Source organism: Suttonella indologenes (assembly GCF_900460215.1).
Lineage (GTDB): Bacteria > Pseudomonadota > Gammaproteobacteria > Cardiobacteriales > Cardiobacteriaceae > Suttonella > Suttonella indologenes.
Genome location: NZ_UHIA01000002.1, coordinates 18,046 through 40,947 on the forward strand (window position 1 = coordinate 18,046; position 22,902 = coordinate 40,947).

A 22,902-nucleotide genomic window follows, 5' to 3' on the forward strand; every position below is an offset into this window, starting at 1 on the left:
GCTTCAATTCTGAATCAGACATTTTAATCTCCGTTTTATTGTTTTTCTAAGCTGTTATTAATAATCGCTTTCCCAATTTGTTCGGCATATTTAGGTGGTACGGCATTACCGATTAAGCGAGCAATTTTATCTCGACTACTTGCCTTAAAAATATAAGTTTTCGGGAACGATTGCAATGTTGCCCCTTCTCGTAGCGATAAGGCACGATCTTCTTCCGGATGGACGAAACGCCCATTGGAAACGCTAAAAAACTTGGTCGTAATGGTCGGTGAAGGCTTATCCCACCATAATCGACCGAAAGTGTCTCTGAAACAATCATCTTTACCAACGAAACATTTCAGTTGCAAATCAGGATGATCGGCGAAGGCAAAACGATCACCGCCGTCTTTCGGTATCAGCTTCAACCGTTGCAAATTGATTTCGGAAAGCCCCGCGCAACTATGCATATAATCGGTATCGTCCTGATGTCCCGCCGTAATTTTCGGAAAGTCGTTGTTTTCGCCCAATACGTCTCTGACGGTTAAGATTTTATCTTGGGATTCCAAGGGCTCCAGCTTATCTTCGCTTACTCGGTTAGCGATTAAAGTGAAACGCTTGCGGCTTTGCGGAACGTTGTAATGTTGCGTATTATGTATGCCGAAATGAACGGTATAACCCAAAGATTCCAATTTATCGACGAAAACGTCCAACCCGCTTTCTTTTTGACGGCTAAAAATTCCCGGCACGTTTTCTACGACGACATAACCGGGAACAAAATATTCGACGAAACGTTGAAACTCAGATAAGAGACTTTTGGATTTTTCAGATTTCTCTTTACTGGTTCGAATCACGCTCCAATATTGGCATGGGCTGCAACCGACTAAAATCAAGTCATCGTCGCTTTGGGAAAGCTTAAGTTTACTTTCCAATTCTTTTTCGCCTAATTCAAAAACATTTGCATGAATAAACTTCGCATTCTCGATATTCGTTTCGTAAGTTTCTTTACAATTGATTTCATAGTCGATTCCTGCAAGGATTCGGATACCGGCTTGTTGTAAGCCGTAACTCATTCCGCCGCCGCCGCAGAAAAAATCAACTGCTTTTAAATCAACCGTTTTTAATGTGTTATTTTTCATATTTATATTCGTAACGGATAATTTAGGATAATTTTTCGTATTAAGAACGCTCTGTATTATAGCAATAATGCAGAACGAAACATAGAAACAGAAAATTTATTTTCAGATGATGAATGGTGTTTGAATTTTGTTTCTGACAACAAACTAAAACAAAATTACAACTAAAAAACAAATACTTATATAACTTTTTATCAAGGTGTAATTTTTTATTCAAATGTTTTCAAACAGCTTTTTAAGCAAACCCACGCTCATATTGTCTGGGCACAAACTGCACCTCTTTGCCATCTGAGCGGTTTTGCTGATACTGGGCATTTAGCACCCAATATGGGTCTCGAAGCAGCCCACGACCTATCGCCACAAGGTCGGCATCGCCCACGCCAAGCACATGGTCAGCTACAGCAGGGTCATCTAGCATGCCCACAGCAATCACAGGTTTGCCTGTGGCGTGTTTGACTTTGCGAGCCAGTGCCAGATACCGTCCCAAAAAGTGTGTCTTTTTGCAAGAAAGTCAGCATAGGCAGTTTAGCTAAAAAGTAATGAATCTGCAAAACGGCTCAATGGGTAACGGTAAGTTGTTTCACCCATATCAATAGCAGTTTTACTCATCAGCGTTAACACAGAATCTACATTGGGCATGCTGTTGCGTATCTTTAAAGTGCGTTTAAAGGATTTGTTCAACCGCTCAATTTGATTCGTGGTGTAAATCATATTTTGTACCTCGTTTTCATAATGCAGATAGGTTAAATAGTAGCTTAGCTTATCCTTATCAGCCAATATGGCAAGAGCTTGCGGGTAGTATTTCTTCCATTTCTGATAACAGGCTTTAGCACGTTCAGCAGATGCCGATAAACTGTCATGTTTGCCCACACAGAAGACGTCTTTTAAATCTTGTGCCAGCTCCGCTCTATGGCTGGTTTTGCTTTGACTGAGTAGGCGTCTTTTCAGGTGCAGTACGCACTTTTGTATGCGGCAGGCAAAGTGTTTTTCAATCCTCTGATCCAGCCCTTTCAAGTCATCGATGATAGCTAACTCAATGCGCTGTATCCCTCTTTCTTTCAGGTCTTGGCAGATGCTGTCCCAAGTGCCGGCAGATTCTGTGGGGGCGTTGTAGATACCGAGCACCTCGCGGGTTTTGTCCAGCTTCACGCCAAGCACAACATAGTACGCTTCGCTAGAGACGGTCTCGCGTTTGGTTTTGACGTAGGTGGCATCCAAATAGATGATGGGATAATGGGGCTCTAGCGGTCGTTCTCGAAAGGCTTTCATGTCCTCATACAGGCTTTCGGTGATGCGTGATACCGCGCTTTTGGAAAGCTTTTTACCATAGATGTTTTCAGTAATGCCTTCGATCTGACGGGTAGTTAAGCCGTTGGCATATAACTCAAAACACAGCTCATTCAGCATATCCTGCTGCTCACGCATGACCTCTAGCAGAAGAGGCTTAAATTGTCCTAAACGATCTCTAGGAATCGCTAACTCAATCTGCTCACCAATACCCAGTCCGCGTAGACTTCGGTAGCCATTAGCTTTATTACCATGGCAATGATTTGAGACTAAAAAGTCCTTGCGCTCGGCTTTCATCAAGCTGTTCAACATAATCGATAGCAACGTATTGATGCCATTGGGCTTGTTGGTAAAATCATGACAAATTTCTTGTAGCTGCTTTGGGCTTAGTTGTAAACTGTTCATAGGGTCTCTCTCTTTTTTGGATTGCGTTTGCTAAAACATTCTTACAAAAATTTGAGAGACCTTTTCTTTTGCCTCTCATCAGACACACTTTATGGGGCGGTATCGTTGTCGATAAACGGTTTCATAAGTTCCTCCAAAAAATTAAGAGGGAACTGTCCCGGGGGGCAGTTTCCCCCGGGGGTGAATGGGCATATGCCCGATATATGCCGGCCTTCCTGATTAAGGCACTACCGGCTGACATAACGCAGATTGAGAGGGTTCAATCTTCGTCGATATAGACGTAGCTGCCTTCCTCCTCGTCGTAGCGGTATTCCTCTCTGCCGCCCCAGAGATCGAAAGCGATCTCATAAGCCTCGCGGCTGCCGCAGACGATATCGTCGGGGACCAGATATTCCCCATCTTTGATGGTATATCTGCCGGCATTGTAGCCAATGGTTTCATCGGCAAACTGCACCTCGATGAGGGCTTGCGGGTAAGTCCGCGACAGCGCTTCAACCAAGGGCATCGGATGCGACCAGGGCGTTTCGAAGCGGCACCGGGTACCGGATTCGTTGATCTCAAAATCCTTGGCATTCCACTTACAGCCCCAATGGTATAAGCACCAGTCATACCATGTGGGATGACCGTAGAGCTTAAGCCCCAGGTAATAGCGGCGCAGCAGGGACGGCCAGGCGGCTTTGTCTGCTTCGCCGGTGACATACACCTTATTGCCGTTTTCATCCTTTCTGAGATAAGCAGGCGGACGCTGCAGCATTTCGCAATAAGTCATCTTCTCATCGACTAATTGCTCGAAATGATGACTGTGAGAACCACTGACGGTTTTTTCCAGTATCAAGGGCATGGGAATAATGCGGTTGAAATCCCGCAGTTGGGAAAGCACCTGCGGTTGATCGCAGGTCAATTCGTTGATAACCCAATTGGGCATAGCAAACTCCTTTGTTTTGAATGAAAAGGAGCAATCCCGACGGGATTGCTCCCGTTGGGAAAAGCTGCTTGGGCAGCCGTGTTATGCGTCGGGCATTCCTTCCCAACTGATGACGATGCGATTACCATCCCTGGCCCGCTCCGCATACTCCGATAAGGGGGCAATCCCGACAAAGCCCGGATTGATCATTGCCCACGGCGTACGCTCCAGCACCCGGTGCAAACTCACATAGCCCATTTCGGGCAAGCCGACACCCAAATCACATAGCCCGAAAGCGATGTCGAGATCCTCATCGATCTCGGTCAGCAGCCATTGAGAGTTGCTGCCGGGTACATACAGGTGTACAACCGGCTTTGGATCATGCTCATCACGCTCCGAGCTGAGCCGATTAGCCTGCATCTGTGCAATGAGAGCTCTGGGAATGATACTTGCCGTAAACTTGGTCATCTTTTTGACCGGTTTGCCGGCCGGCTCGACAGTTTCGGTTACAACGTCCCCGAAATCCTTGGCCAATTTTGCCTTCAGCGCTGCCGCAAAGGCTTGTTCAGCGGCAGAATCGCCGGTGATAATGGTGACAAAGGGATTCATAGTGTTCTCCTTAAAATATAAACTAAAAAGGGAACACTGCCCCAAGGGGAATGTTCCCCAAGGGAGTGAGAAATTAGCTTGGTTTTACGACCAGATCAGCGTTTTCAACTGATCCACCACCTGATTGAATACGGCTACCTCCTCTTCGGAGATACCGCTCATCCCGTAGTCGTACAGCTGCAAAATGACGGCCATTTGTTCGGGACTGAGTACCAGTCCGTTCACGACCAAGCCTTCCTCACCGTGGATATCGGTGACGAAGCGCCGGTAATTATCCAGCGGTTTTCTGCTGAATAGATTCATGCAGACCTCCTTGTTCAGTAGTGATCGCGTTGCGTCCAATTATCTGTACGCAATGCGTTCTCAGCCTCCTCATGGGAGGCGAAATACTCCACGCTTTCGCGGGAAAATGGGGCGGGGAAACCGTCTCCGGTATAAACTCTGCCGATATAAAAACCGGCGTTGCTTTGCATCACCTGTAGCGGCGTTACGGTGCCGCTGTGTAAGCACTGCAAATACATGAGGGCATGGTCTTCCTCCATGAACGCGCTTTCACGCTTTATTACCGGATGGCCGTCATGTTCGTTTTCGGACTGAACAAAAGTCCCTTGAGGGGTTCTGACTAATGAGAATTTAGACATAATACTCTCCTGTTAAGAAATAAAAGACATACCGCCGGTGCGGCGGTTTCAGTTGTACAAGTTGAAGGTATGTCCCAAAACAGGAGAACAATCCCACGGGGATAGCTCCCCTGCGGGTGGATGAAAGCTGCTTGCGCAGCAAAATAACAGATACCATCAGCCATAAGGCTGCGCCGGATTGCGATGGCTTTCACACGTCTGTACGGATCGTGCTTATATACTTCCGGCTTTGTGCGTTTAAGGTCCGCCGACACTTAACCGACAATATAGTCCGCGGCACAAGCGCTGTCAATATTGGCGTGATTGTCGCCCTATGCCCCAAAAAAAGCAATCCCGACGGGATTGCTCCCGCCGGGAAAGGCTGCCTAAGCGGCAAACAGGGAAGGACGCCCCAATAATTGCTTGGCCAGGGCCTCGGTGATCGATGCTTCGCTGTCCTCATCCTCCGAGAAGGAATCCAGACCGGTTTCCGGCATTACTCCCATGGTGGAGAGCGCTGCCTTGATTTTGCGGTTCATCAAATCGAAACACTCTACCTGACTACTCTGCGCATAGCAGGCATAGTAAACCTTGACGGTCTCCTTCTGCCCGATACGCCAACTGCGGCGCGAGGCCTGCGCCACGGTATAAACGTTATAACCGGTCTGCATGAAATACAGAGTTGGAAATGCCAGTAAGTCCAAACCGGTTTTGACCAACTCGGGATTGCAGATCAGCACGTCAATGCCTTGTTCTACCCGTTCGGCAATCCAGTCTTCACGAGCATCACTGCCTACATTGCTGCGTAATACCGACGCTTTCAGACCTGCATGTTTAAGCAAATTAGCCAATCTTGTTGCTGTATCGTGACCGCCGGTGTAAGTGGTGAATACCATCACCCGGCGTCCGGCTTCGCGTTCCTCCCGACAGACTTGAATTAAGTCCGCCTCTTTAGGCGTCGGGCTATCAGCATCATAGAGCGATTCCATACTCACTAACACTTGTTCCCGATCGCGGGGATGACGGATGTCTTCGGCTTTAGCACAGGTTTCCGGCCAGCGGAGCAGAGCATTAATGACCACAGAAGTCAGCGAATTGTCCCGCTTGGCCAAGGCAGCATCCAAATGTCTTCTCAGGGTGTTGCTAAGGCGCAAATATTCCTGTAACTGGTGTCCATCCATGGCAATGCTGCGCGTTTCTTCCTTAAAATCAGGCAAAATTCCTTCGCCTAAGTCCGATAGACGCATAAACACCGTATAAGGCAGCACAAAGCGTGCGATCCCTTCGGGTGAAAAGCCCGGGGCTTTTTTACTACGTACGCTCATTTTTTTGCCTTTTGCCGTCAGATGCGAGCCTTCATCATTGATCGAAAAAACATCAATCAGACAACCGTAGTTACGCATGAAGCGTTCTTCACTGGCAGCAAATGAATTATGCCGGTTGGCGGCATAACCTAATGAGGCCATTATGCCGGGCATAGCCCGAAACAGCAGGTAAAACAAGTCGGAGGCATAGCCGCCCATCAGAGTCCCGGTCAACGGTAAAACCTTTTCAGCCTCATTGCATAAGACTGCCATGGCCTGACCTTGGGCCGAACCGGCATTTTTGTATTCATGCGCCTCATCCACCAGTACCAGACTGAATGCCTTGCGCGGAAAATAGCGCTTAACATATTCGCTAGGCTGGTAACTTACCATTTTGAGTGCAAACTCCAAGCGGCCGAGTGCTTTTTCCAGTCGAGTTGCCTGTTTGTCATTGAATACAAATTCACCGTCTGCACGCTGCAGATTGACGAAGTCATAGACATTACCATCCACCAGTCGGCTGAGATTATCCACTCCGAAAGTGCCGATCAGGCGGTCGCAGGTTACTTTGCCTATTCCGGGCAGCTGCAACAAAAACTTGCGAAGTCTGGATTCCGCCTGTTCGTCCTCATTGTCTTTATGCCGCATGGTCCAAAGCGGACTTTGGCAATGTTGACAATGTTCGCGCCGATCTGTCGACCAGAGCTCAGCTGCTATAGGCATTTCCTTGCTGTCGTTCTGCCAGCCACCGCAGTGCGGACAAGCGACAGCAGCATATCTGCCGAGCTGGCGTCGTCCGCTGTGTGGGTCGATAGAGACAAATCGGTATTCGCGTTTCCAGAATGCTGGACGCCAGTAAAAACCTAGCCGCATCCGTACTCGACCGATGACTAGGTAACGCGGTCTGCCATCCTTAAAACTACCGTTTTGCAGCCCTTCACGAAAAGCTATCAATTGGTGGATGGCATTGCTGCCGTTGACCACATGTACAATAGCATCGGGTACGGTATCGAGGATTTCGCGTCGCCATTTGTAAACCAAATGTGGAGGCGAGATGACTAGCACGGGTTTTTGCGAATAACCTTTGAATATCAATGCCGAAACACAGATGCCCATCATTGTTTTACCAGTACCCATCTCTCCATTGAGAATGACGGCTGGCAAATCTTTTTCCACTAAGCCAGCATACACTGCGTGAATACGTTCTGCCTGAGCTGGGAATGGCTGACGCTTAAGACCGGCCAGGACTTTGTCCTGCCAGCTAGCATGACTGCCGTTGTACACTACCGGTGTTTGCTGCTCGATCTGTTCGAGCAGCGGTTGCCGGAATGCGTCCAGAAAATCACTAAGCGTCATTGCACCGCTTGTATTCGCAGTTGCCGGAGGTACGGTGACTGCGTCGGCCTGAACGTTTTGTTGAGCATTTCCGTTTAGAGTAGAGCGGTCATTGGGATCATCAGGCCAATCGAGTACGATTTCTCTAGCAAGATGTGCTTGATGGGCATATTCCATCAAGCCGGCACGGGCTTTGAAATCTAATGTCCGGCATAACATGCCGGTGGATTCCAAGATTTCGTGCAAGCTGACATAGCCCATTTCAGGAAATCCCATTCCGAGATCACAAAGCCCGAAGGCGATATCTAAATCGTCATCTATTTCGGTAAGGATCCATTGGCAATCCGTGTTAGGCAAATAGAGATGAACTACAGGTTCTTGATTACCGTCATTGCGAGTTGCATGACGGTAGTTGTCCTGCAAGGTTTGTAGCAGAGGTGGGGGTATGATGGCTTTGACCATCATGGCATATTCATTGAGAGTAACAGTTTGCATGGTGTTCTCCTAATCAAACAAAAAAATAAGGGGAACACCGCCACAGGGGAGGAGTCCCCTATGGGTAGATACGGCGCTTTTGCCGAGTGATTGAATGCACCGCCGGTCGAAACCGTGCAGGAATACTGCGGCTTTCGCATCATTAAGATGCTTATATGTCCTGCTTGCGTTTAACCTTCGCCAAGGCGCGCTTAAAGTCCGCCGACTATCCAAAAAATTCTAGCAAAAAAATATATTGTTGCAAAGAGATGCTAGGAGCTAGTACTTGCTGTAGAAAACCTGCAGGGGAGGATATCCTCTGCAGGTTTGGAATGCTGTCGATAAGCAGTAGCTATAAAGATACCATATGGCATCTTGTGAAGATTTGCGTGCTTTTTCTTAAACCATGGAATCGGGATACCAGTCCTGATCAAGGATTTGTTCCTTGCTCCACGGCATTTCTTCCGGAAAAACTGAGTAATTGATACCGGTTTCAGAAGCAGCATCGACTTTGGCATCTGCCCATACGGAAATCCAAAACTCTAGTTCAGGATCCTCCATTTTCTTTTTCAGACTAGGCATTTGTCTAAACAATCGAGCAATTTTATTGCGCTGATTGATAATTGTTGCCTCCCAACTGCGACTGTTGCCGCGCATGGCCGGCTGCCATGCCCATTTGATGAGATGTGCCAACAATACCGCCATTCGGCTTTCCAGCTCACGGACTTCACTCTTTCCCATGCTGATTACCTCATCAACAAGATGCTCGATGTCGAGCATGTCAAAATTGCGGTTTTGCAGGTGTTTGGCCTGCTCTTCCGTCCATAGCAGGAAATCCTGCTCATATTTGGTGGCCATGGAGCCTCCTAGTAAGTGTATGACCCGATCGGGTGGTTGTTCATGAATCATAACTTCTCCTGTGTTATGCAGGAGAACAGCCCAAGCAGGGATGATCCTCTGCGGGTAAGTGAGAAATATCGCTAGTACATTTCCATCGCGATACTGACCGTAAAACCGCATACCGCCATAGCGATATTGATGGATTCCGGCGGCTTTCACACGATAAATCGTGTTTATCAGCTTCCATCTTGATGTCTAAGCCGACATCATGGCTACGTTTTGAGTCCGCCGACTATCAATATAAATATATCCATACCTGAAATAACAGTCAATAAAACATAATAAAACCGGCGATAAGCCGGTTTTATTATGTTTTGGGATGATATTTGAAGCCTCCATATTAATCTTGAAACGAAACATGCAAAAGTCATCTTGGGAACTCCTGCTGTGAAAATTGAGGCTTACAGAGTTATCTAGGATAATCCTCAGTATTTACCGAAGAGTTACAGCTATCGCAATATCAAAGATATGTTGCGGATAATGCAGTAACAACGAATGAGGCAAAGTTATCACGCGATCTACGCTGGTATCGTTGACGTTTGCACAATACCAATTCAAACAATCATCACTGGTGCTACCGATGAGAACAACTTTCCCATCCGCAAGCATATGCCCCGACCGATTGTCCTGTAAAGGGCGTATTCCCCATACAAAGGACTGTGCGATGAAATGTCGGTGAAAATCATCCGGATCGTCTAAATCGTCATATTCAGGGATCGTAATGACTTCCTGCGGGATGAGTTCATGCGTATTGTCGTTATACAGAAATCTTACCATACCAGGCTGATTGTCAATGCCCACGGTGAAGTATGTACTGTATAGCGAATCGCTACTTAAGCAGTCCACCAAGGTAAACCCGACTGATTCAAACATTGCGGAAAGTTGCGAATACTCTTGTAAGCAGATTACTTGACCCGAAAATAGGTCTGTCAGTTTTTGTAAACAAAGGGTGTTATTCATGAGATTCTCCAATAAAAAATAACGGAGAACCTCCACGGGGAGATTCCCCGTGGTGGGTGGGAAAAACTGCCCCTATCGGGACAGAGATGGCTTCAGAAATATAGCTAGGCATTAACATCAAAGCCCAAAGGCTTATGCATACGATGGAAACTTCCGAAATGGACCATTAGCCGACATAGTGGCAACAGTTGGGCCGGAAAGCGCATCATTTGGGTCGATATTGGCTAAGTATATTGATAGATCTAAATATTTAGCAGATCTGGTGATGGCAGATTATATTTAGAAGAGGTTTCCTCTTCTAAAACTCGAAACAAACGTTGGCAAAATTGTTTAAAGCTTTGCAGCGTTGAGAATAATCTGTTCTTCATCAGTGAGCGTATATGGCGGTACCTGCGGTTTACCATTACAGTTGATAAGTTGAACAGGCTCATTTAATGCCGCTTTAGCAGCGAGGAAGCGAGACATATCGTCATCTTCTTCCAGCCAAGCAGTATTTTCATAACGATAGGAAAAGGGTGTAATATTTCCGGCGATTCCCAGACGGAATAACTCTTCCATACTCACTTCCAACCAGCCATGAGAAGGATTGCTGTAAAAAATATATTGCATAATGTCTCCTTTTTTATAAATAAGGGAAACGCCCCTGCGGCGTTTCCCCGCAGGGTGATAAGCCTGTACAGGCCTAAATTGAGATTGATAGAGTTTGCTTAATGCCAATGTTCGTCTTCCCACCAAGGGCGACGGCGGCGTCGATGCCACATAAACAAGAACAAAACTATGCTGAGGCAGACAATAGTTTTCATACTCAGCGTGTCAGTAATGGTTTCAGCAAGCATCTCTACCCAAATAGATATGCAGAATAGGGTGGTAAATGATTTCATACCGCTCCCTCCGTTTTACCTAATCGTCCGTTGCGAATCATTGAACGCAATAAGCTCTCATAATCCTCTTCGTTGGACAGATCGACTAATTCGGCTGCTAAGCCATGAGAAGCTAGAGTGGCGATCATTCCGGCTTCACGCATTACCGGTAGTAATATTTGTTTCCAATGCGGTAATAACGCTAGACTCGAGAGATTTTTCACTTCAGCCCATAGACGTTCATTACATACCTTATTGAGATCGAGCAATATGCGTTTTGCTGCGGCTTCTCGGATGATAATATCTGCAAAAACGATAACATGTAGGCAGTCGCTGCCATAACGGCTATGCTTAGGCATACGGGTCTGTCGTTTGTCCAAATCACGTTCAATGCGCATATGCGTATCGCCGATAGTGAGCATACTCAAGCTGCCGGTAGTAACGGCGCCGTAGAATGCCATCATACGGCTAGCTCTCCCCCATAAAGAGGCAAAGACTATACGATCCGCTTGTATGACCCAGGCATCGCAAAAGATGCCGTCAAAATTAGTAACAGGTAAAACTGTCGCTGTAAGATGTGAATTGTTCATATGAACTACTCCTTTTAATGTAATTACAAAGGAGTACCCGCAGGGTACTCCCTGCGGGAAATGGCTCTTAAGGCGCTTCTATTTAATGACGATAATTTGGCCGTATGCCGGTGAGGATTCCGTCAGATCAATGGCTTTGATGACTGTTTCAAATCGGTCGCGATGCTCTTCGCCGATGACATCGCCGTCATCGTTTTCGCGCACTTTTACCGTTTTGCGTTTGACAGTACGGCCGCGCACCAGCAGTGTTTGCCGCCCGTTGTCAACCAAGCCCGATACAATACCGGAGCTGATCAGCAGAACGGTATGCCAGTCGGTCAGATCGTGCAGAGGGCGGATATAGCGTTCATCCGAATTTTGGGTAAATTGAGCTGAAAAATCTCTCCATAAACCCTTATGTTCGCTGATGAGTTCTGCTATCCCTTCGGCATCCATCTCCAATGATGTCATCCTTAGCTGTTTGGGATTGCCTTCAATGCTGTAATAGTCCGTTACACGCTGCGGCAATGTTGACCATAGCTGTTTGCCGGATAGACAGTTTTGCCATTCGGCCAGCATAGTTTTATCCAATGCCACCAAAGCCCCAGTCTTACGACCAATCACTACACATTGATTGAAGCGATTAGTAGCTGCTTCAAATAATCTAAGATCAGTGAAATGACTGAGCAGCCATTTTTGGATTTTTTCCGTTAATTGCGATTTTGGGATGATATAAATCAGCAATCCTCCGGCGCGCAATGCCGGAAAGAAGCGGCTTAAGAACTGATGTTCCAAACGCTGCGATTTATCGCCTGATTCTCGGTCACGCGGCGCGTCGCCGTAAGGTGGATTGAGAAACAGCACATCTACCGATTGAGGCGTTACATGACTGTCCAGCGCGCTGCCTGTGAGCAATGCCGTCAATTTTCCCTTGGCCAGACCAGATCTTTCAACATCCAATTCGATGCCGTAACGTTCACTACTGGGATAACGACGTCGATCAGCAAGTGTTGTAATAGCGGTAGCACAGCCGCAGCAAGGATCAAGAAATTTAACAGTCTCGGTACTGGGCGCCAATAAATGCGAGATGCCACGCATGGTGGCATCATCAGTTGGGTAATATCCCATCGCAGCAGCATTGTAAGCTACACTAGGATGTATCAAGCTCATGAACGTTCTCCCTGCAAATGCCAGATCTGCGTCAGAGGATCAAAGACATAGCCTAATCCCAGTAAAGCCTTACGGCACTCGACGATATTGCTGCGTCCGATAGTAGTATCGATGCGGTAATCATCACCTACAGACCAGTTGCTGCCGGATTCAAGGAACGACAGCAGCAGCGATACCTGCTCATCGTAGGCATCTTCACTATCCTCTTCGTCTCCGCTATCACGACTGAAGCTATCCGGTACTTCGCCTTCTTCTTCAATCGGATCCGGGTAATGGGCAACTTCTTCGACCTCATCGTCAAAGTCGTCTAGCTGATAGGCAGAGATTTCAGCCCTGATGCAGGTACGTGCCTCCCCAAATGCACGGTATGTGTAGAGGGAGAGCTCGCTGATCTCAAACTGCCCGGTATATTCGCCGGCACTGAGATTTTCCAGCCAGGCGTCTTCCTTGCTGTCTCGGACAGTAAAAGTACCGATGGCGGTTTCTAAGGTGCCTACCGGGAATTGGCCGAACCGGCCGTTTAGATAAGCCACTTTCAGGCGGCCTTGTAGTGTAACGGGATCAAAGTTTTCCATATAGGTTCTCCAGTGAAAAAACGGAGAACCACCCACAGGAAGATTCCCCGTGGTGGGTAAAATATGCCGTGAGAGGCACGAGATAAATTTATAGGCTTAACAGCCTATGTCATACAGAGACTAATTCTTGCAGAATATCGCTCATCTCAGATATTGAAGCCCAATCTGCCTTATCGACAAACTCAGCATGACGTTGGCGATAATCTAGCGACTTGAGTTGCATAGATAAGGCCTGACCTTTAATCGTAGGGGTATCAATATCCACTTCTAGAGCGATACCACGTTTGGTCGAGGTAATAGGGCAAACCAGTATATATCCGGTCTGTTTAGCTAAGATCTGCTTGCTCATCACTAAGGCGGGACGTCGTTTTTGGATCTCACGACCGACTGATGGATCAAAATCAATGTAAATAATGTCTCCCTGGTCAGGAATATAACTCATAGGATCTCCTCCCCGACCGGCCGCATACTCATCCAATCCCGGTCTTCTTCGGTATTGAACATTTCGGGATTAACACCTTCCAACAACTCTTCAAGTGTTTTGCGTCGTACTTTTTGAGGCTGCAAAACTAATTTTCCGTCCTCAAACAGAACATTTAATTTGTCGCCGACGCCGGCGCCTAACTGTTCCAGCAGGGTTTTTGGTAGGGAAATGATATTAGCATTACCGCTTTTACGGATGACAACTTCAGTCATAGGATAATCTCCTGTTATGGGTTTTACTAAAGTATAACTCATTTTAGTATTACATCCTTAATTAAAGAATAGGTAAAAGAAAGTGCCGCGACGGATAACTCCGTCGCGACTATATTTGAAACCGATGATATGCCTAAGTTGCGTTAGGCATTCCTTCCCAGTTAATGACGATTTGATCGGCATCCATGGCACGGCATGCATACTCGGATAAAGGAGCGACCCCGACAAAATCGGGATTAATCATGAGCCACGAAGTACTCTTCAGCACCTCGTGTAAACTCATATATCCGAGTTTAGGGGATCCTATACCGAGATCACAGAGACCGAAAGCCATATCGAGATCAGTATCGATTTCGGTAAGAAGCCACTGGCAGCGGGTGCCGGGTAAATAAAGATGTACAACTGGCCTTAGATCATATTTCTCATCAGATTTGAGATGATTAGCCTGCATTATTGCAATTAAATCTTTTGGGATTAAGCATTTTGTAAATTTTGCCATCCTCTTGACTGGCTTGCTGCTTGTATCGACAATTTCGGCTATATTGCCGAAATCATTTCTTAGCTTTGCATCTAATGCTTTCGCAAAAGCACTTTCAGCGGCAGAATCGCCGGCGATAATGGTTACAAATGGATTCATGGTGTTCTCCTTCAAAAATAAAAAAAGGAACACCCCCAGAGGAAGTATTCCCCTCGGGATGAAAAAATTGATTAATTTTTCCTACGATCTCTGAGTTTTTTAAAATCAACCCAGAGTTCATGTGAAAAATATACAAAGGCAAACATACACAAAATGCCTTTTATTAAAGTTAAAGTGATTAACATATCGTTCTCCTACAAGAAATGAAAAAGCAGGAGAACAGCCCAATCAGGGGATGTGTCCCCTGCGGGTAAAAAGAAAGATGCCGCGACGAAAAAATTCGTCGCGACTGTATTCGAAATCGGTACCGGCGGCACGCTGCATTCCCGAAGGCGCATGTGCATGGGTTACCGACCGTTGGATACCGCATACCGCAAAGGCAGTATTGATGGATTCCGGCGGCTTTCGCACGGCGAACCGTGCTTATAAACTTCCATCTTGATGCCTAAGTAGGCATCAGGGGTGCGTTTTGAGTTCGCCAACTATACCAGTTGTCTTTCAGACTCCCCCAAACTTGCCTCAAGACCTGCTTGGGGGAATCCCCTGAAAACAGGGGAGACTACTGCGGGCTTTGCCCAAAGGTGAGAGTATTGCCGCCCTCTCTCTGCGCTGCTTAAAGCGCGACGGTTCCATTCAGATGACACGATGAATGCCCTAAAAATAATACAAAAGGCACTCAGATATGTCATCTGGAAAAGTGCTCTCCGACATTACTGTCGGAGAGTTTGTTTATTTCTTCTTGCTGTTAATAAATCCAACAAGCAGTGGAGAAGATAAAATTATGATCCCCACCATGAAAAGGGTATAGACGATTTCCGCACTACTCATTACTCTCCATCCTTTGTCGCTAATTGCTGCAAGCCAGTTATTATCAGACTTCGTGTTAGAAAGAAGTTCGACAATTGTGGTATCTAGATATATAACCTCCTGCGCGAAGCGCAGAAGGTTTTGGTTAAGGTTTACGGCTTTTGAAAAAACCGACCAAAAGTGGGGAAGATAATATAATTATCATCACCATGCAGATCGCGAGAGCGAGTTCTGCATTTGCATTTACTTCTATCATTATTCATCCTTTGTCGCTAAAGCGGCAACTGAGAGAACTGCAAAAATAATAACACAAAACAGCCAAAAGAATATGTATAGAAAATCACCTGATTTTCCATCACTCATTAGCTTTAGTACCACTGGCAGTAAGGAACCGACAGAAAGTTTGTCAAAAAGCTTACTGACTTGTTCGCGTTGTTTCTCGTTCAACTCGAGAAATTTTTCCCAAATTCTATTTCCCATGTTTCTTTCCTTTAATAAGAAAAACAGGGAACTCCCGAGGGAAGTTCCCTGCGGGAGTGGAAGGGCCACCGTCAGATTGACGGTGGAATGATTAGGCGACAGCTTTGGCCTTGACTTTCGTCTTGGTCGGAGCTTTCGCTTTTGGCTCAGGTTCAGCTTTGGTCTTGACTTTCGTCTTGGTCGGAGCTTTCGCTTTTGGCTCAGGTTCAGCTTTGGTTTGGGTGGCTTGCGCAACCGCAGAATCCGCCTTTTCTTTACTGGCGACGATAACCTCATCGTTGGCTTTGAGATAGCGTACTTTTGACAGTACACCTTTCATAGCGGCACGCGCATTTCCATCTTTTGCTTGGAAACCTTCGCAATACACTCCGGCAATTTCTAAAATGCCGAAAATTTTCGCGTTGGTTTCCCGATGGGTATAGCCGCGCGGGCAGAGATCCCGGACAATCAGCTCATTGATTGCCGGAATTTCTTCCTGCAAATCAAGGTTGATGTTCCGGTATTCCGGAGCCTCCACATTGCCGTCCAGCAAGGCTGCCTGTATCCGGCCCTTCTCTGGATCGATCAGGTTGATATATGTAGGCGCTACCAAGGTGGCCGGAGGGATGTCTTCCAAGACTTCACCAAACACGATCTCATCTCCAATCCGCAGACCGCGGATTTTGATGAGCCGACCTTTGAGGACAGCACCAACGGTACCATCCTTTTTCGTATATGCTTCGGTCCGCAGGCTACCGATATTGATATCGGCTACCCAGCGTTCTGGGGAACGCTGCATACGGTCGGCAGGCCAGCGATCACGCTGTATCCACAGTATCCGTTTAGCTTCTTGGCCGCTGATAATTAGGTCTACCGTACGGTAGATGGTTTTGCCGTCAGCATCCTTGTCTAAAATGCTGGCGTTAATTGCTCCATATTGAGCTCCCTTTTTAGGTTGTACGATTTTTATTTCGTTAATAAAAACTCGTACGTATAAAACGGTATCAAAATATGATGGTGTTGAAGTTGCGTTCATGGCTTTTCTCCTTTAAAGAAAATAAAAAAGGGATGCACATGAACACCCTAACGGGGTTTTAGTGCACCCCGAGGGTAAGACTTCGGTCATGGACCGAATGATGTGGGCATATTGCCCGAAACAGATCGCCATACTTGCGTATGTGCAGGATTTCGGCGACTTTCACACGACAAATCGTGCTTATAGCTTCCTGCTTGCGTTTAGCCTTCGCCAAGGTGCGCTTAAAGTCCGCCGACTGTTAAATTCAACTTATCAGTTATTATGTATTTTGTCAACACCTGGTTCTGCAAGTTCGCGGCAGAGTTTTTTATTGCTTATTCAGTCTCTGAAAACTCTCCAATTTCTCCGCCGTGAGGATGAAAAGTATGGATAGCGTGGCGATGATCGTTGAGATCTAAACCACAATAGATTTCAGTAGTTTTGATAAAAACATGTCCTAACATTTCTTGTACCATTCGTAGTGAACCAGTTGCTCGAAGCATTTCGGTAGCGAACGTATGCCGCAACATATGAGGAGTGACCACATATCCCAACCGTCGCAGAGCGAGCTTGCGTACTAATCTGATGATGGATGTTGGATGCATTGGACTGCCATGATTGCTAATAAAGAGATATTGGTTGGCACAGCCAGCGAGATTAAGAGGGATATCACGTCTTAACAGCCAAGCAATCAATGCTTCGCGAGCAGGTTTTCCCAAATACACCATGCGTTGTCTTCCTCCCTTATAACCCGGTATCAGACAAGCATTTAAATTTCTGGATAATTGCCCGATTTTGGCTTCCCTTAGTTCAATCTGACGTACTCCCGTGCTAACCATGAATTCGATAATGGCCTGTTCTCTTATGAAACTTAAATGATTACTGCATCGTCTTTCCTCCTTAGTAGGGGTGCATAATATATGCAGATCTCTTACTGATATATTTTTTGGTAATTTACGAGGTTCAGATTTATTTCTTAACTGATTGATATCTAGGTTAAAATTTTCAGTTTCTGACAGCCAATGCAGATAAAGTTTTAATTGTTTAAGCTCTTTATTATAGGTACTGGATTTCTGTTTGGATCGAGTACTGAGATAAATATATATGTCTGTTTTTTCTGCTGATAGTATATTAATTCCTTTTGTGTTTAGAAAATTTGTGTAGCGCCGTGCAATGCGCAAGTAATTATTTATAGTTTGCTGTTTAATATTTCTCTGAGCTAAATATTCTTTATACTGTTCAATATATTCTTTTGGCATCATAATATTCCTAAAAATGTAAAGTGATAACACTATCAAAGAGGTAATATGAAGTATATGGATGAGGAGAGACTTGAGGCATTTTGCTCAATATATTTGGAAAATATTATGGGTTTATCCCCGACAACCATTCGTGCTCACTTTATGGTTGTGAGGCGCTATTTGCGTTGGCTGGAAGAAAATGCCTTGGATGTTGCAAAAATTAACAGCAGCCAAGCCGATGTTTATCTGGATTTGCATGGTATTCATCAACAAAATAATGTGATAATTTCTCTTAGATATTACTATCGGTTTTTGAAAATGATGGAGTTGACGGGTGGTGAGCTTGATCTATTCGAATATATGTCAAGAGATAAACCGGTACAGCGACCCTATCCTTATTACTCCCAACAACAAATTGAAACTTTGTTGGCTGTGCCTGATGTTAATAGCATTTTAGGTTTGCGGGATCGGGCTATTTTGCAAACTTTATACGATACAGGCATCCGCAATACAGAGTTACGCAAACTACAGATCAGTAATCTCGATTTTGCCCAAGATTATTTACGTGTCATAGGTAAAGGCAATAAAGAGAGATTATTGCCTTTGACTCAACCATTAACTTACTGGCTCAAACGTTGGCTACAACGGCGGCATGAAATACTAAGCGACCACAACCCTTATTTATTTGTCTCATCCCGTAATAGCGAAGGCTGCATGTCAAAAGCAATATTAAATCATATTATTAAAAAATATTCATCTTTAGCCGGAATTAATTCGGAATTTACCGTACACACCTTAAGACACTGTTTTGCAAGTCATATGCTGGAAAATGGCGCTAATATCCTAGCTCTAAAACAGTTGCTAGGTCATGAATCTATCAATTCTACCCAAGTCTACCTTCAATGTTGTCCTTCGTACCTTGAAGGATTGCATCGAAAATATCACCCTCGGGCAGATTGGCCGACTGATAATACGCCAGATGATCAATAAATAAGCAGCAGCCTAATATTTCGCTGTACTAGTCACTTAGATTGATTATCCTAAGTCTTATCTACTTCTTTCGTGGATAACTATATTAGCGTCGCCTGTACTTCGGTATGATATGTACATGAAAACTCCTTGCCATCATTCCAACGCATTGCCAGAGGAACTTAATCATATAGGTGACGCAGTAGTAAATCCGCCGCGTTTGGCTTTGCCTTTATATGTGAGTCGTATAAAGGCAGGATTTCCTTCACCAGCAGATGACTACGTCGAACAAACACTCGATCTTAATGAATATTGCATTCGTAATGCACCGGCGACATTTTTCCTCCGCGTTAGTGCCGACGGAGACTCGATGGTAGATCTCGGTATTTTGCCTGGCGATTTGCTTTGTGTTGATCGCTCTCTGAGTCCGCGCAGTGGTGATATTGTCATTGCAGCCATCAACGGGGATTTTACAGTCAAAGAATTGTTGCTAGATCCATATCCTTTGTTACGACCGCATAATCAAGAGAAAGGATATATTGATATTCTTATTGAAGAGGGAGATGAGTTAGAGATATTCGGTGTGGTATCAAGCGTCATTCGTAAACTCCAACGTCGGTGAACTATGTACGCTCTTATTGATGCAAACAGTTTTTACGCCAGTTGCGAGCAAATTTTTCGGCCGGATTTGCGCGGCCGTGCGGTAGTGGTGCTTTCTAATAATGATGGATGCATTATTGCTCGCAATGCGGAAGCTAAAAAACTTGGTATTAGGATGGGAGAGCCTTATTTTAAATGCCGGGATTATCTGACTCATCATCAGGTGCAGATATTTTCTAACAATTATGCCCTTTATGCAGATTTATCCAATCGAATGATGCGCACCATTAAACAGTTTGCTCCAATGATAGAAGTGTACAGTATCGATGAGTGTTTTGCCTATTTAGGCGGGATGGATACTAAGAATTTAGAGAATCTGGGTAAAACGTGGCGCGCGACTATTCGTCAATGGACTGGATTAACCTGCGGGATCGGGTTTGGGCCGACCAAGACTTTAGCTAAATTAGCCAATCATGCAGCTAAAGAGTATCCAGCTACCGGAGGAGTGGTTGATCTTTCTGATCCGGCGCGGCAGCGGCGATTGATGTCTTTAGTGCCGATAGAAGAGGTTTGGGGGGTAGGGCATCGATTAGCTAAGCGTCTTCGGGATATGGGGATTCATCGGGCACTAGATTTAGCAGATGCTGATTCTGATTTGATCAGAAAGAAATTTTCAGTTGTTTTACAACGTACGGTATGGGAGCTAAATGGACGCAGTTGCTTAGGAATTGAAGAAGTTGCACCTCCGAAACAACAGATTATTTGTAGCCGTTCTTTTGGTCAAAAAATAACCTCCATTCAGGATCTTTCAGAAGCGGTGGCCGAGTATACAGCTCGAGCCGCAGAAAAGCTGCGTCACGAGCGGCAATACTGCCGCTTGCTTACAGTATTTGCCCAATCTAGCCGTTATATTGATCAACCATACTCGGCTCACCGCAGTATCGATCTGTACGATTATACCGCCGATACACGGGATCTTGTTGCCGCTGCTTTATCGTTGCTTCCGCAGATCTATCAAGAAGGCATGGCATTTGCCAAAGCTGGCGTGATTTTGCAGGATTTTTCCTGCGGACAACGTCAAGCATCCTTATTCAACAGTAGCCATATTCGTAATGATATGAATCTAATGCGCACTATTGACAGTATTAACCATAAACAACGCCACTCTATTTATTTGGCTGCCCAGGGTCTCAAACAACCATGGCGTATGCGACATAGTAATCTTAGCCCGGCATACACCACTCGCTGGAAAGATTTACCTGAATGTCGCTAAATCAATCATTGATAAGCTCAAGCTGACATTCTCCGCAAATAATTGATAAATTGGGTTTACCCCATAATTTAATACCACACTCCGGACATTGATAGCAGACCTTAGTTTTTTTTGCTGCCATTTGTTGCTGTGCTTGATTGAGTTCTTCATTGGCTGATAAATCAAACAGCTCGGTAAATGGAGTAGCAAGCGCTTGCTGTATTAAAGAAGCTACTTCGTTCAATTCATTAGTAGAGCTGTTTTCACTAAAAGCCTGGTTAAGTTCCAGTGATAAAGTTTCGGATATTTGACGAATTTGAGCATTATTGACTGCTTTAGCATAATAGGCATCAACAAAGGGAAGTTGATGCCCAGCAGCAGCGAATGAGACACATGCCTGATAGAAACGACCACCGGGAAGGGGATAATCAGACATTTGTTGACCGACGCGTTTTCCGCCTGGTTGCCCTGTACTACTTGGCATTAGACCAATCGCCTCCATTTTGTCGGCCCATTCCTTATTATGATAACCTGTTCTACTAGGGGTGCCAAATTCGTGTTGCCAGAGATGACACATTTCATGAACGATGGTTTGCATTAGCTCCAAAGGTTTGTGCGTAATGAAATACATCGGATTCAGAGCAATTTCATGTACCTTGCCCCCACTTCCGTCCAGCCAACGACTTTCAGCAAAATAGCCAAAAACTCTTTTTTCTCGTTGAAAACTGAGCATCAGCTGCGGTAATTGGCTGTTGAATAGTTCATTGTTGAAATGATCGAAAGCTGCCTGTACAAAAGCGTACATGTCTAAAGTTGGTTTTCCCATTTTGTTGATATTCTTAGTAACGATATTTATGTATCGTACGATACATTTAACAGCTAAACAACCAAAATTTTTCTGTCTCAAAAACGAAGGTTTTTGGAACACAATTATTCACCCCAAGCTCTCTATTAAAACTGCCAGCAAAACTGTTCAAAAACTCGTACAATAATCAAAATCTCAAAACCTAGAGAGGAAGATGAGTTTTGGAACAGATTATTATGGCGGAGGCAAAACATCATGCTGATAGGATATGCTAGGGTATCAACCAACGAACAAAACCTGCATTTGCAAATCGACGCTCTTGAGCACGCTGGTTGCAGTAAAATTTTTACTGACACTCTTTCGGGAGCCAACTTCAGCCGTGATGGTTTGGAACAGGCACTTGATTATGCCCGGGAAGGAGATACCTTGATAATTTGGCGTCTTGACCGACTAGGAAGATCGCTTAAAGACCTTATCGAACTGGTACAGAGTATAGAAGCTCGCGGTATTGCCCTGCGCAGTTTGCACGAGCAACTTGATACTTCCAGTGCGACTGGAAAATTGATTTATCATGTATTCGGAGCCTTAGCTGAATTTGAGCGTAACCTTATTTCTGAACGTACCTTGGCGGGATTAAGAGCTGCGCGAGCTCGCGGACGTCAGGGAGGTAGACCTACGAAACTTAATATTCAGCAAATTCGAGAGATTCGTATATTGCATAAAGACCCGGAAATTTCAGTCAATACCCTGGCTAAACGTTACGGTGTTTCGCGAGGTACGATTTATCGGGTGCTAGAAACTAAATAGATAGGGGACTTTCATACTATTCAAATAAAAGAAGCCTCCCATGGGGGAGGCTTGTTATGGGTGAGAGATTAAACAATCCGGCTAACGATAGCCAGTAACGCAATCATTCCCCCAATGAACCACTGGGTAATGTTTATTTTGTTGTTGAGCGCATCAAATTTAGCCTCGAACTTTTGGTCCATGGCATCGAATCTTGTCTCGAACTTTTGTTCCATAAGATCGAGTCTATCTAAGACTTTCTGCATATCTCCCTCCGTTTTGAGGTCAATGAGACCGGATATGGCCTCTCTCTGCTCTTCAGGCAATTTCCCGACGAGCGCCACTATCGTTGACAATTGTGTCATAAATACTCCTTGAATAATAGTTAAAAAACCAAGGAGCATCCCTCCCAAGGAGAAATTCTCCTTGGGAGGATAGGGCTAATGCCCTGTATAGCCAGTTTCCTGGTAAAACCGCAAAGCGGTACGATGCCGTCAAGCCTAAGGCTTCGCCGTTGTCTCAGACGACTGACCATTGCATGCACAATGCCT

General features: G+C 45.4%; 27 protein-coding genes and 1 pseudogene. 4 read left to right on the plus strand and 24 right to left on the minus strand.

All coding sequences use genetic code 11. From position 1 onward, the window contains the following. Positions 1-35: 35 nt before the first annotated feature. The 22 genes and pseudogenes from DYC63_RS00115 to DYC63_RS00215 all read right to left on the minus strand — a co-directional run bounded on the left by DYC63_RS00115 (position 36) and on the right by DYC63_RS00215 (position 17,960). A complete protein-coding gene (locus DYC63_RS00115) occupies positions 36-1,115 on the minus strand; it encodes a DNA cytosine methyltransferase (protein ID WP_115217368.1) in 1,080 nt (359 codons plus the stop codon). Between the two features lie 232 nt (positions 1,116-1,347). Then, positions 1,348-1,587: pseudogene (locus DYC63_RS00120) on the minus strand (oxidoreductase); the annotation flags it as partial. A gap of 50 nt (positions 1,588-1,637) precedes the next feature. Then, positions 1,638-2,804, minus strand: coding sequence for an IS256 family transposase (locus tag DYC63_RS00125; RefSeq protein WP_115217369.1), 1,167 nt, complete (start codon positions 2,802-2,804; stop codon positions 1,638-1,640). Positions 2,805-3,063: 259 nt separating this feature from the next. Next, the gene (locus tag DYC63_RS00130) at positions 3,064-3,729 is read right to left on the minus strand and encodes a DUF1281 family ferredoxin-like fold protein (protein WP_115217370.1); all 666 of its coding nucleotides are present in this window, start codon (positions 3,727-3,729) and stop codon (positions 3,064-3,066) included. 81 nt (positions 3,730-3,810) lie between these two features. After that, positions 3,811-4,317 carry a DUF2958 domain-containing protein gene (locus DYC63_RS00135; RefSeq protein ID WP_245887942.1) on the minus strand — a complete coding sequence of 169 codons (507 nt, stop codon included), beginning with the start codon at positions 4,315-4,317 and terminating at the stop codon, positions 3,811-3,813. A gap of 84 nt (positions 4,318-4,401) precedes the next feature. Beyond that, on the minus strand, positions 4,402-4,620 hold the full coding sequence (locus DYC63_RS00140) for a hypothetical protein (RefSeq protein WP_115217371.1): 219 nt from the start codon (positions 4,618-4,620) through the stop codon (positions 4,402-4,404). A gap of 14 nt (positions 4,621-4,634) precedes the next feature. Then, a complete protein-coding gene (locus DYC63_RS00145; protein ID WP_342769710.1) occupies positions 4,635-4,958 on the minus strand; it encodes a hypothetical protein in 324 nt (107 codons plus the stop codon). 365 nt (positions 4,959-5,323) lie between these two features. Beyond that, on the minus strand, positions 5,324-8,071 hold the full coding sequence (locus DYC63_RS13055) for a DUF2958 domain-containing protein (RefSeq protein WP_115217372.1): 2,748 nt from the start codon (positions 8,069-8,071) through the stop codon (positions 5,324-5,326). A gap of 378 nt (positions 8,072-8,449) precedes the next feature. After that, positions 8,450-8,959: a DUF29 domain-containing protein gene (locus tag DYC63_RS00155; RefSeq protein WP_218564498.1), complete on the minus strand. Its 510-nt coding sequence runs from the start codon at positions 8,957-8,959 to the stop codon at positions 8,450-8,452. A gap of 423 nt (positions 8,960-9,382) precedes the next feature. Further along, the gene (locus DYC63_RS00160; protein ID WP_115217374.1) at positions 9,383-9,910 is read right to left on the minus strand and encodes a hypothetical protein; all 528 of its coding nucleotides are present in this window, start codon (positions 9,908-9,910) and stop codon (positions 9,383-9,385) included. 330 nt (positions 9,911-10,240) lie between these two features. Next, positions 10,241-10,627 (minus strand): hypothetical protein, encoded by a 387-nt coding sequence (locus tag DYC63_RS00165; protein WP_147284895.1) that lies wholly within the window; start codon positions 10,625-10,627, stop codon positions 10,241-10,243. Next, positions 10,618-10,791, minus strand: a complete 174-nt coding sequence (locus tag DYC63_RS12450) for a hypothetical protein (RefSeq protein WP_172459339.1) — start codon at positions 10,789-10,791, stop codon at positions 10,618-10,620. Before DYC63_RS12450 ends, DYC63_RS00165 begins: the two co-directional genes overlap by 10 nt. Next, positions 10,788-11,360, minus strand: coding sequence for a hypothetical protein (locus DYC63_RS00170; protein ID WP_115217376.1), 573 nt, complete (start codon positions 11,358-11,360; stop codon positions 10,788-10,790). The genes DYC63_RS12450 and DYC63_RS00170 overlap by 4 nt, the downstream gene beginning before the upstream one ends. Before the next feature lie 78 nt (positions 11,361-11,438). Next, entirely contained in the window at positions 11,439-12,509 is a 1,071-nt protein-coding gene (locus DYC63_RS00175) for a DUF6094 domain-containing protein (protein WP_115217377.1), read from the minus strand. Continuing rightward, positions 12,506-13,084: a DUF3275 family protein gene (locus DYC63_RS00180; RefSeq protein WP_115217378.1), complete on the minus strand. Its 579-nt coding sequence runs from the start codon at positions 13,082-13,084 to the stop codon at positions 12,506-12,508. The genes DYC63_RS00175 and DYC63_RS00180 overlap by 4 nt, the downstream gene beginning before the upstream one ends. A gap of 109 nt (positions 13,085-13,193) precedes the next feature. Then, positions 13,194-13,526 carry a type II toxin-antitoxin system PemK/MazF family toxin gene (locus DYC63_RS00185; RefSeq protein WP_115217379.1) on the minus strand — a complete coding sequence of 111 codons (333 nt, stop codon included), beginning with the start codon at positions 13,524-13,526 and terminating at the stop codon, positions 13,194-13,196. Then, a complete protein-coding gene (locus DYC63_RS00190) occupies positions 13,523-13,780 on the minus strand; it encodes an AbrB/MazE/SpoVT family DNA-binding domain-containing protein (RefSeq protein WP_172459340.1) in 258 nt (85 codons plus the stop codon). Before DYC63_RS00190 ends, DYC63_RS00185 begins: the two co-directional genes overlap by 4 nt. A 133-nt stretch (positions 13,781-13,913) precedes the next feature. Continuing rightward, entirely contained in the window at positions 13,914-14,417 is a 504-nt protein-coding gene (locus tag DYC63_RS00195) for a DUF2958 domain-containing protein (protein ID WP_245887944.1), read from the minus strand. 228 nt (positions 14,418-14,645) lie between these two features. Continuing rightward, the gene (locus DYC63_RS00200) at positions 14,646-14,828 is read right to left on the minus strand and encodes a hypothetical protein (protein ID WP_115217381.1); all 183 of its coding nucleotides are present in this window, start codon (positions 14,826-14,828) and stop codon (positions 14,646-14,648) included. Positions 14,829-15,479: 651 nt separating this feature from the next. Further along, positions 15,480-15,704, minus strand: coding sequence for a hypothetical protein (locus DYC63_RS00205; protein WP_115217382.1), 225 nt, complete (start codon positions 15,702-15,704; stop codon positions 15,480-15,482). Positions 15,705-15,795: 91 nt separating this feature from the next. Next, the gene (locus tag DYC63_RS00210) at positions 15,796-16,719 is read right to left on the minus strand and encodes a DUF3577 domain-containing protein (protein WP_115217383.1); all 924 of its coding nucleotides are present in this window, start codon (positions 16,717-16,719) and stop codon (positions 15,796-15,798) included. Positions 16,720-17,033: 314 nt separating this feature from the next. Continuing rightward, positions 17,034-17,960: a tyrosine-type recombinase/integrase gene (locus DYC63_RS00215; protein ID WP_115217384.1), complete on the minus strand. Its 927-nt coding sequence runs from the start codon at positions 17,958-17,960 to the stop codon at positions 17,034-17,036. 45 nt (positions 17,961-18,005) lie between these two features. Here DYC63_RS00215 and DYC63_RS00220 point away from each other — a divergent pair, with 45 nt between their 5' ends. The 3 genes from DYC63_RS00220 to umuC all read left to right on the plus strand — a co-directional run bounded on the left by DYC63_RS00220 (position 18,006) and on the right by umuC (position 20,781). Beyond that, positions 18,006-18,929 (plus strand): tyrosine-type recombinase/integrase, encoded by a 924-nt coding sequence (locus tag DYC63_RS00220; protein WP_115217385.1) that lies wholly within the window; start codon positions 18,006-18,008, stop codon positions 18,927-18,929. Between the two features lie 118 nt (positions 18,930-19,047). After that, on the plus strand, positions 19,048-19,530 hold the full coding sequence (locus DYC63_RS00225) for a LexA family protein (RefSeq protein ID WP_115217386.1): 483 nt from the start codon (positions 19,048-19,050) through the stop codon (positions 19,528-19,530). A 3-nt stretch (positions 19,531-19,533) separates the two neighbouring features. After that, entirely contained in the window at positions 19,534-20,781 is a 1,248-nt protein-coding gene (gene umuC / locus DYC63_RS00230) for a translesion error-prone DNA polymerase V subunit UmuC (protein WP_115217387.1), read from the plus strand. Between the two features lies 1 nt (position 20,782). Here umuC and DYC63_RS00235 read toward each other — a convergent pair whose 3' ends face one another. Continuing rightward, a complete protein-coding gene (locus DYC63_RS00235) occupies positions 20,783-21,688 on the minus strand; it encodes a SprT-like domain-containing protein (RefSeq protein ID WP_172459341.1) in 906 nt (301 codons plus the stop codon). 132 nt (positions 21,689-21,820) lie between these two features. On the opposite strand from DYC63_RS00235, the gene DYC63_RS00240 reads away from it, so the two are divergent. Next, positions 21,821-22,372, plus strand: coding sequence for a recombinase family protein (locus tag DYC63_RS00240; protein WP_115217389.1), 552 nt, complete (start codon positions 21,821-21,823; stop codon positions 22,370-22,372). A 68-nt stretch (positions 22,373-22,440) separates the two neighbouring features. On the opposite strand, the gene DYC63_RS00245 is transcribed toward DYC63_RS00240, so the two are convergent. Beyond that, positions 22,441-22,716: a hypothetical protein gene (locus DYC63_RS00245; protein WP_115217390.1), complete on the minus strand. Its 276-nt coding sequence runs from the start codon at positions 22,714-22,716 to the stop codon at positions 22,441-22,443. Positions 22,717-22,902: the final 186 nt, after the last annotated feature.

Excerpts from the sequence above, each read along its gene's own strand:
- DYC63_RS00155 (WP_218564498.1), bottom strand. The coding sequence starts at position 8,959 with ATGATTCATGAACAACCACCCGATCGGGTCATACACTTACTAGGAGGC.
- umuC (WP_115217387.1), top strand. The coding sequence starts at position 19,534 with ATGTACGCTCTTATTGATGCAAACAGTTTTTACGCCAGTTGCGAGCAA.
- DYC63_RS00180 (WP_115217378.1), bottom strand. The coding sequence starts at position 13,084 with ATGGAAAACTTTGATCCCGTTACACTACAAGGCCGCCTGAAAGTGGCT.
- DYC63_RS00135 (WP_245887942.1), bottom strand. The coding sequence starts at position 4,317 with ATGAATCCCTTTGTCACCATTATCACCGGCGATTCTGCCGCTGAACAA.
- DYC63_RS00205 (WP_115217382.1), bottom strand. The coding sequence starts at position 15,704 with ATGGGAAATAGAATTTGGGAAAAATTTCTCGAGTTGAACGAGAAACAA.
- DYC63_RS00125 (WP_115217369.1), bottom strand. The coding sequence starts at position 2,804 with ATGAACAGTTTACAACTAAGCCCAAAGCAGCTACAAGAAATTTGTCAT.
- DYC63_RS00215 (WP_115217384.1), bottom strand. The coding sequence starts at position 17,960 with ATGATGCCAAAAGAATATATTGAACAGTATAAAGAATATTTAGCTCAG.
- DYC63_RS00175 (WP_115217377.1), bottom strand. The coding sequence starts at position 12,509 with ATGAGCTTGATACATCCTAGTGTAGCTTACAATGCTGCTGCGATGGGA.
- DYC63_RS00225 (WP_115217386.1), top strand. The coding sequence starts at position 19,048 with ATGAAAACTCCTTGCCATCATTCCAACGCATTGCCAGAGGAACTTAAT.
- DYC63_RS13055 (WP_115217372.1), bottom strand. The coding sequence starts at position 8,071 with ATGCAAACTGTTACTCTCAATGAATATGCCATGATGGTCAAAGCCATC.
- DYC63_RS00170 (WP_115217376.1), bottom strand. The coding sequence starts at position 11,360 with ATGAACAATTCACATCTTACAGCGACAGTTTTACCTGTTACTAATTTT.
- DYC63_RS00195 (WP_245887944.1), bottom strand. The coding sequence starts at position 14,417 with ATGAATCCATTTGTAACCATTATCGCCGGCGATTCTGCCGCTGAAAGT.
- DYC63_RS00240 (WP_115217389.1), top strand. The coding sequence starts at position 21,821 with ATGCTGATAGGATATGCTAGGGTATCAACCAACGAACAAAACCTGCAT.
- DYC63_RS00190 (WP_172459340.1), bottom strand. The coding sequence starts at position 13,780 with ATGACTGAAGTTGTCATCCGTAAAAGCGGTAATGCTAATATCATTTCC.
- DYC63_RS00130 (WP_115217370.1), bottom strand. The coding sequence starts at position 3,729 with ATGCCCAATTGGGTTATCAACGAATTGACCTGCGATCAACCGCAGGTG.
- DYC63_RS00185 (WP_115217379.1), bottom strand. The coding sequence starts at position 13,526 with ATGAGTTATATTCCTGACCAGGGAGACATTATTTACATTGATTTTGAT.
- DYC63_RS00160 (WP_115217374.1), bottom strand. The coding sequence starts at position 9,910 with ATGAATAACACCCTTTGTTTACAAAAACTGACAGACCTATTTTCGGGT.
- DYC63_RS00115 (WP_115217368.1), bottom strand. The coding sequence starts at position 1,115 with ATGAAAAATAACACATTAAAAACGGTTGATTTAAAAGCAGTTGATTTT.
- DYC63_RS00145 (WP_342769710.1), bottom strand. The coding sequence starts at position 4,958 with ATGTCTAAATTCTCATTAGTCAGAACCCCTCAAGGGACTTTTGTTCAG.
- DYC63_RS00140 (WP_115217371.1), bottom strand. The coding sequence starts at position 4,620 with ATGAATCTATTCAGCAGAAAACCGCTGGATAATTACCGGCGCTTCGTC.
- DYC63_RS00210 (WP_115217383.1), bottom strand. The coding sequence starts at position 16,719 with ATGAACGCAACTTCAACACCATCATATTTTGATACCGTTTTATACGTA.
- DYC63_RS00245 (WP_115217390.1), bottom strand. The coding sequence starts at position 22,716 with ATGACACAATTGTCAACGATAGTGGCGCTCGTCGGGAAATTGCCTGAA.
- DYC63_RS12450 (WP_172459339.1), bottom strand. The coding sequence starts at position 10,791 with ATGAAATCATTTACCACCCTATTCTGCATATCTATTTGGGTAGAGATG.
- DYC63_RS00220 (WP_115217385.1), top strand. The coding sequence starts at position 18,006 with ATGAAGTATATGGATGAGGAGAGACTTGAGGCATTTTGCTCAATATAT.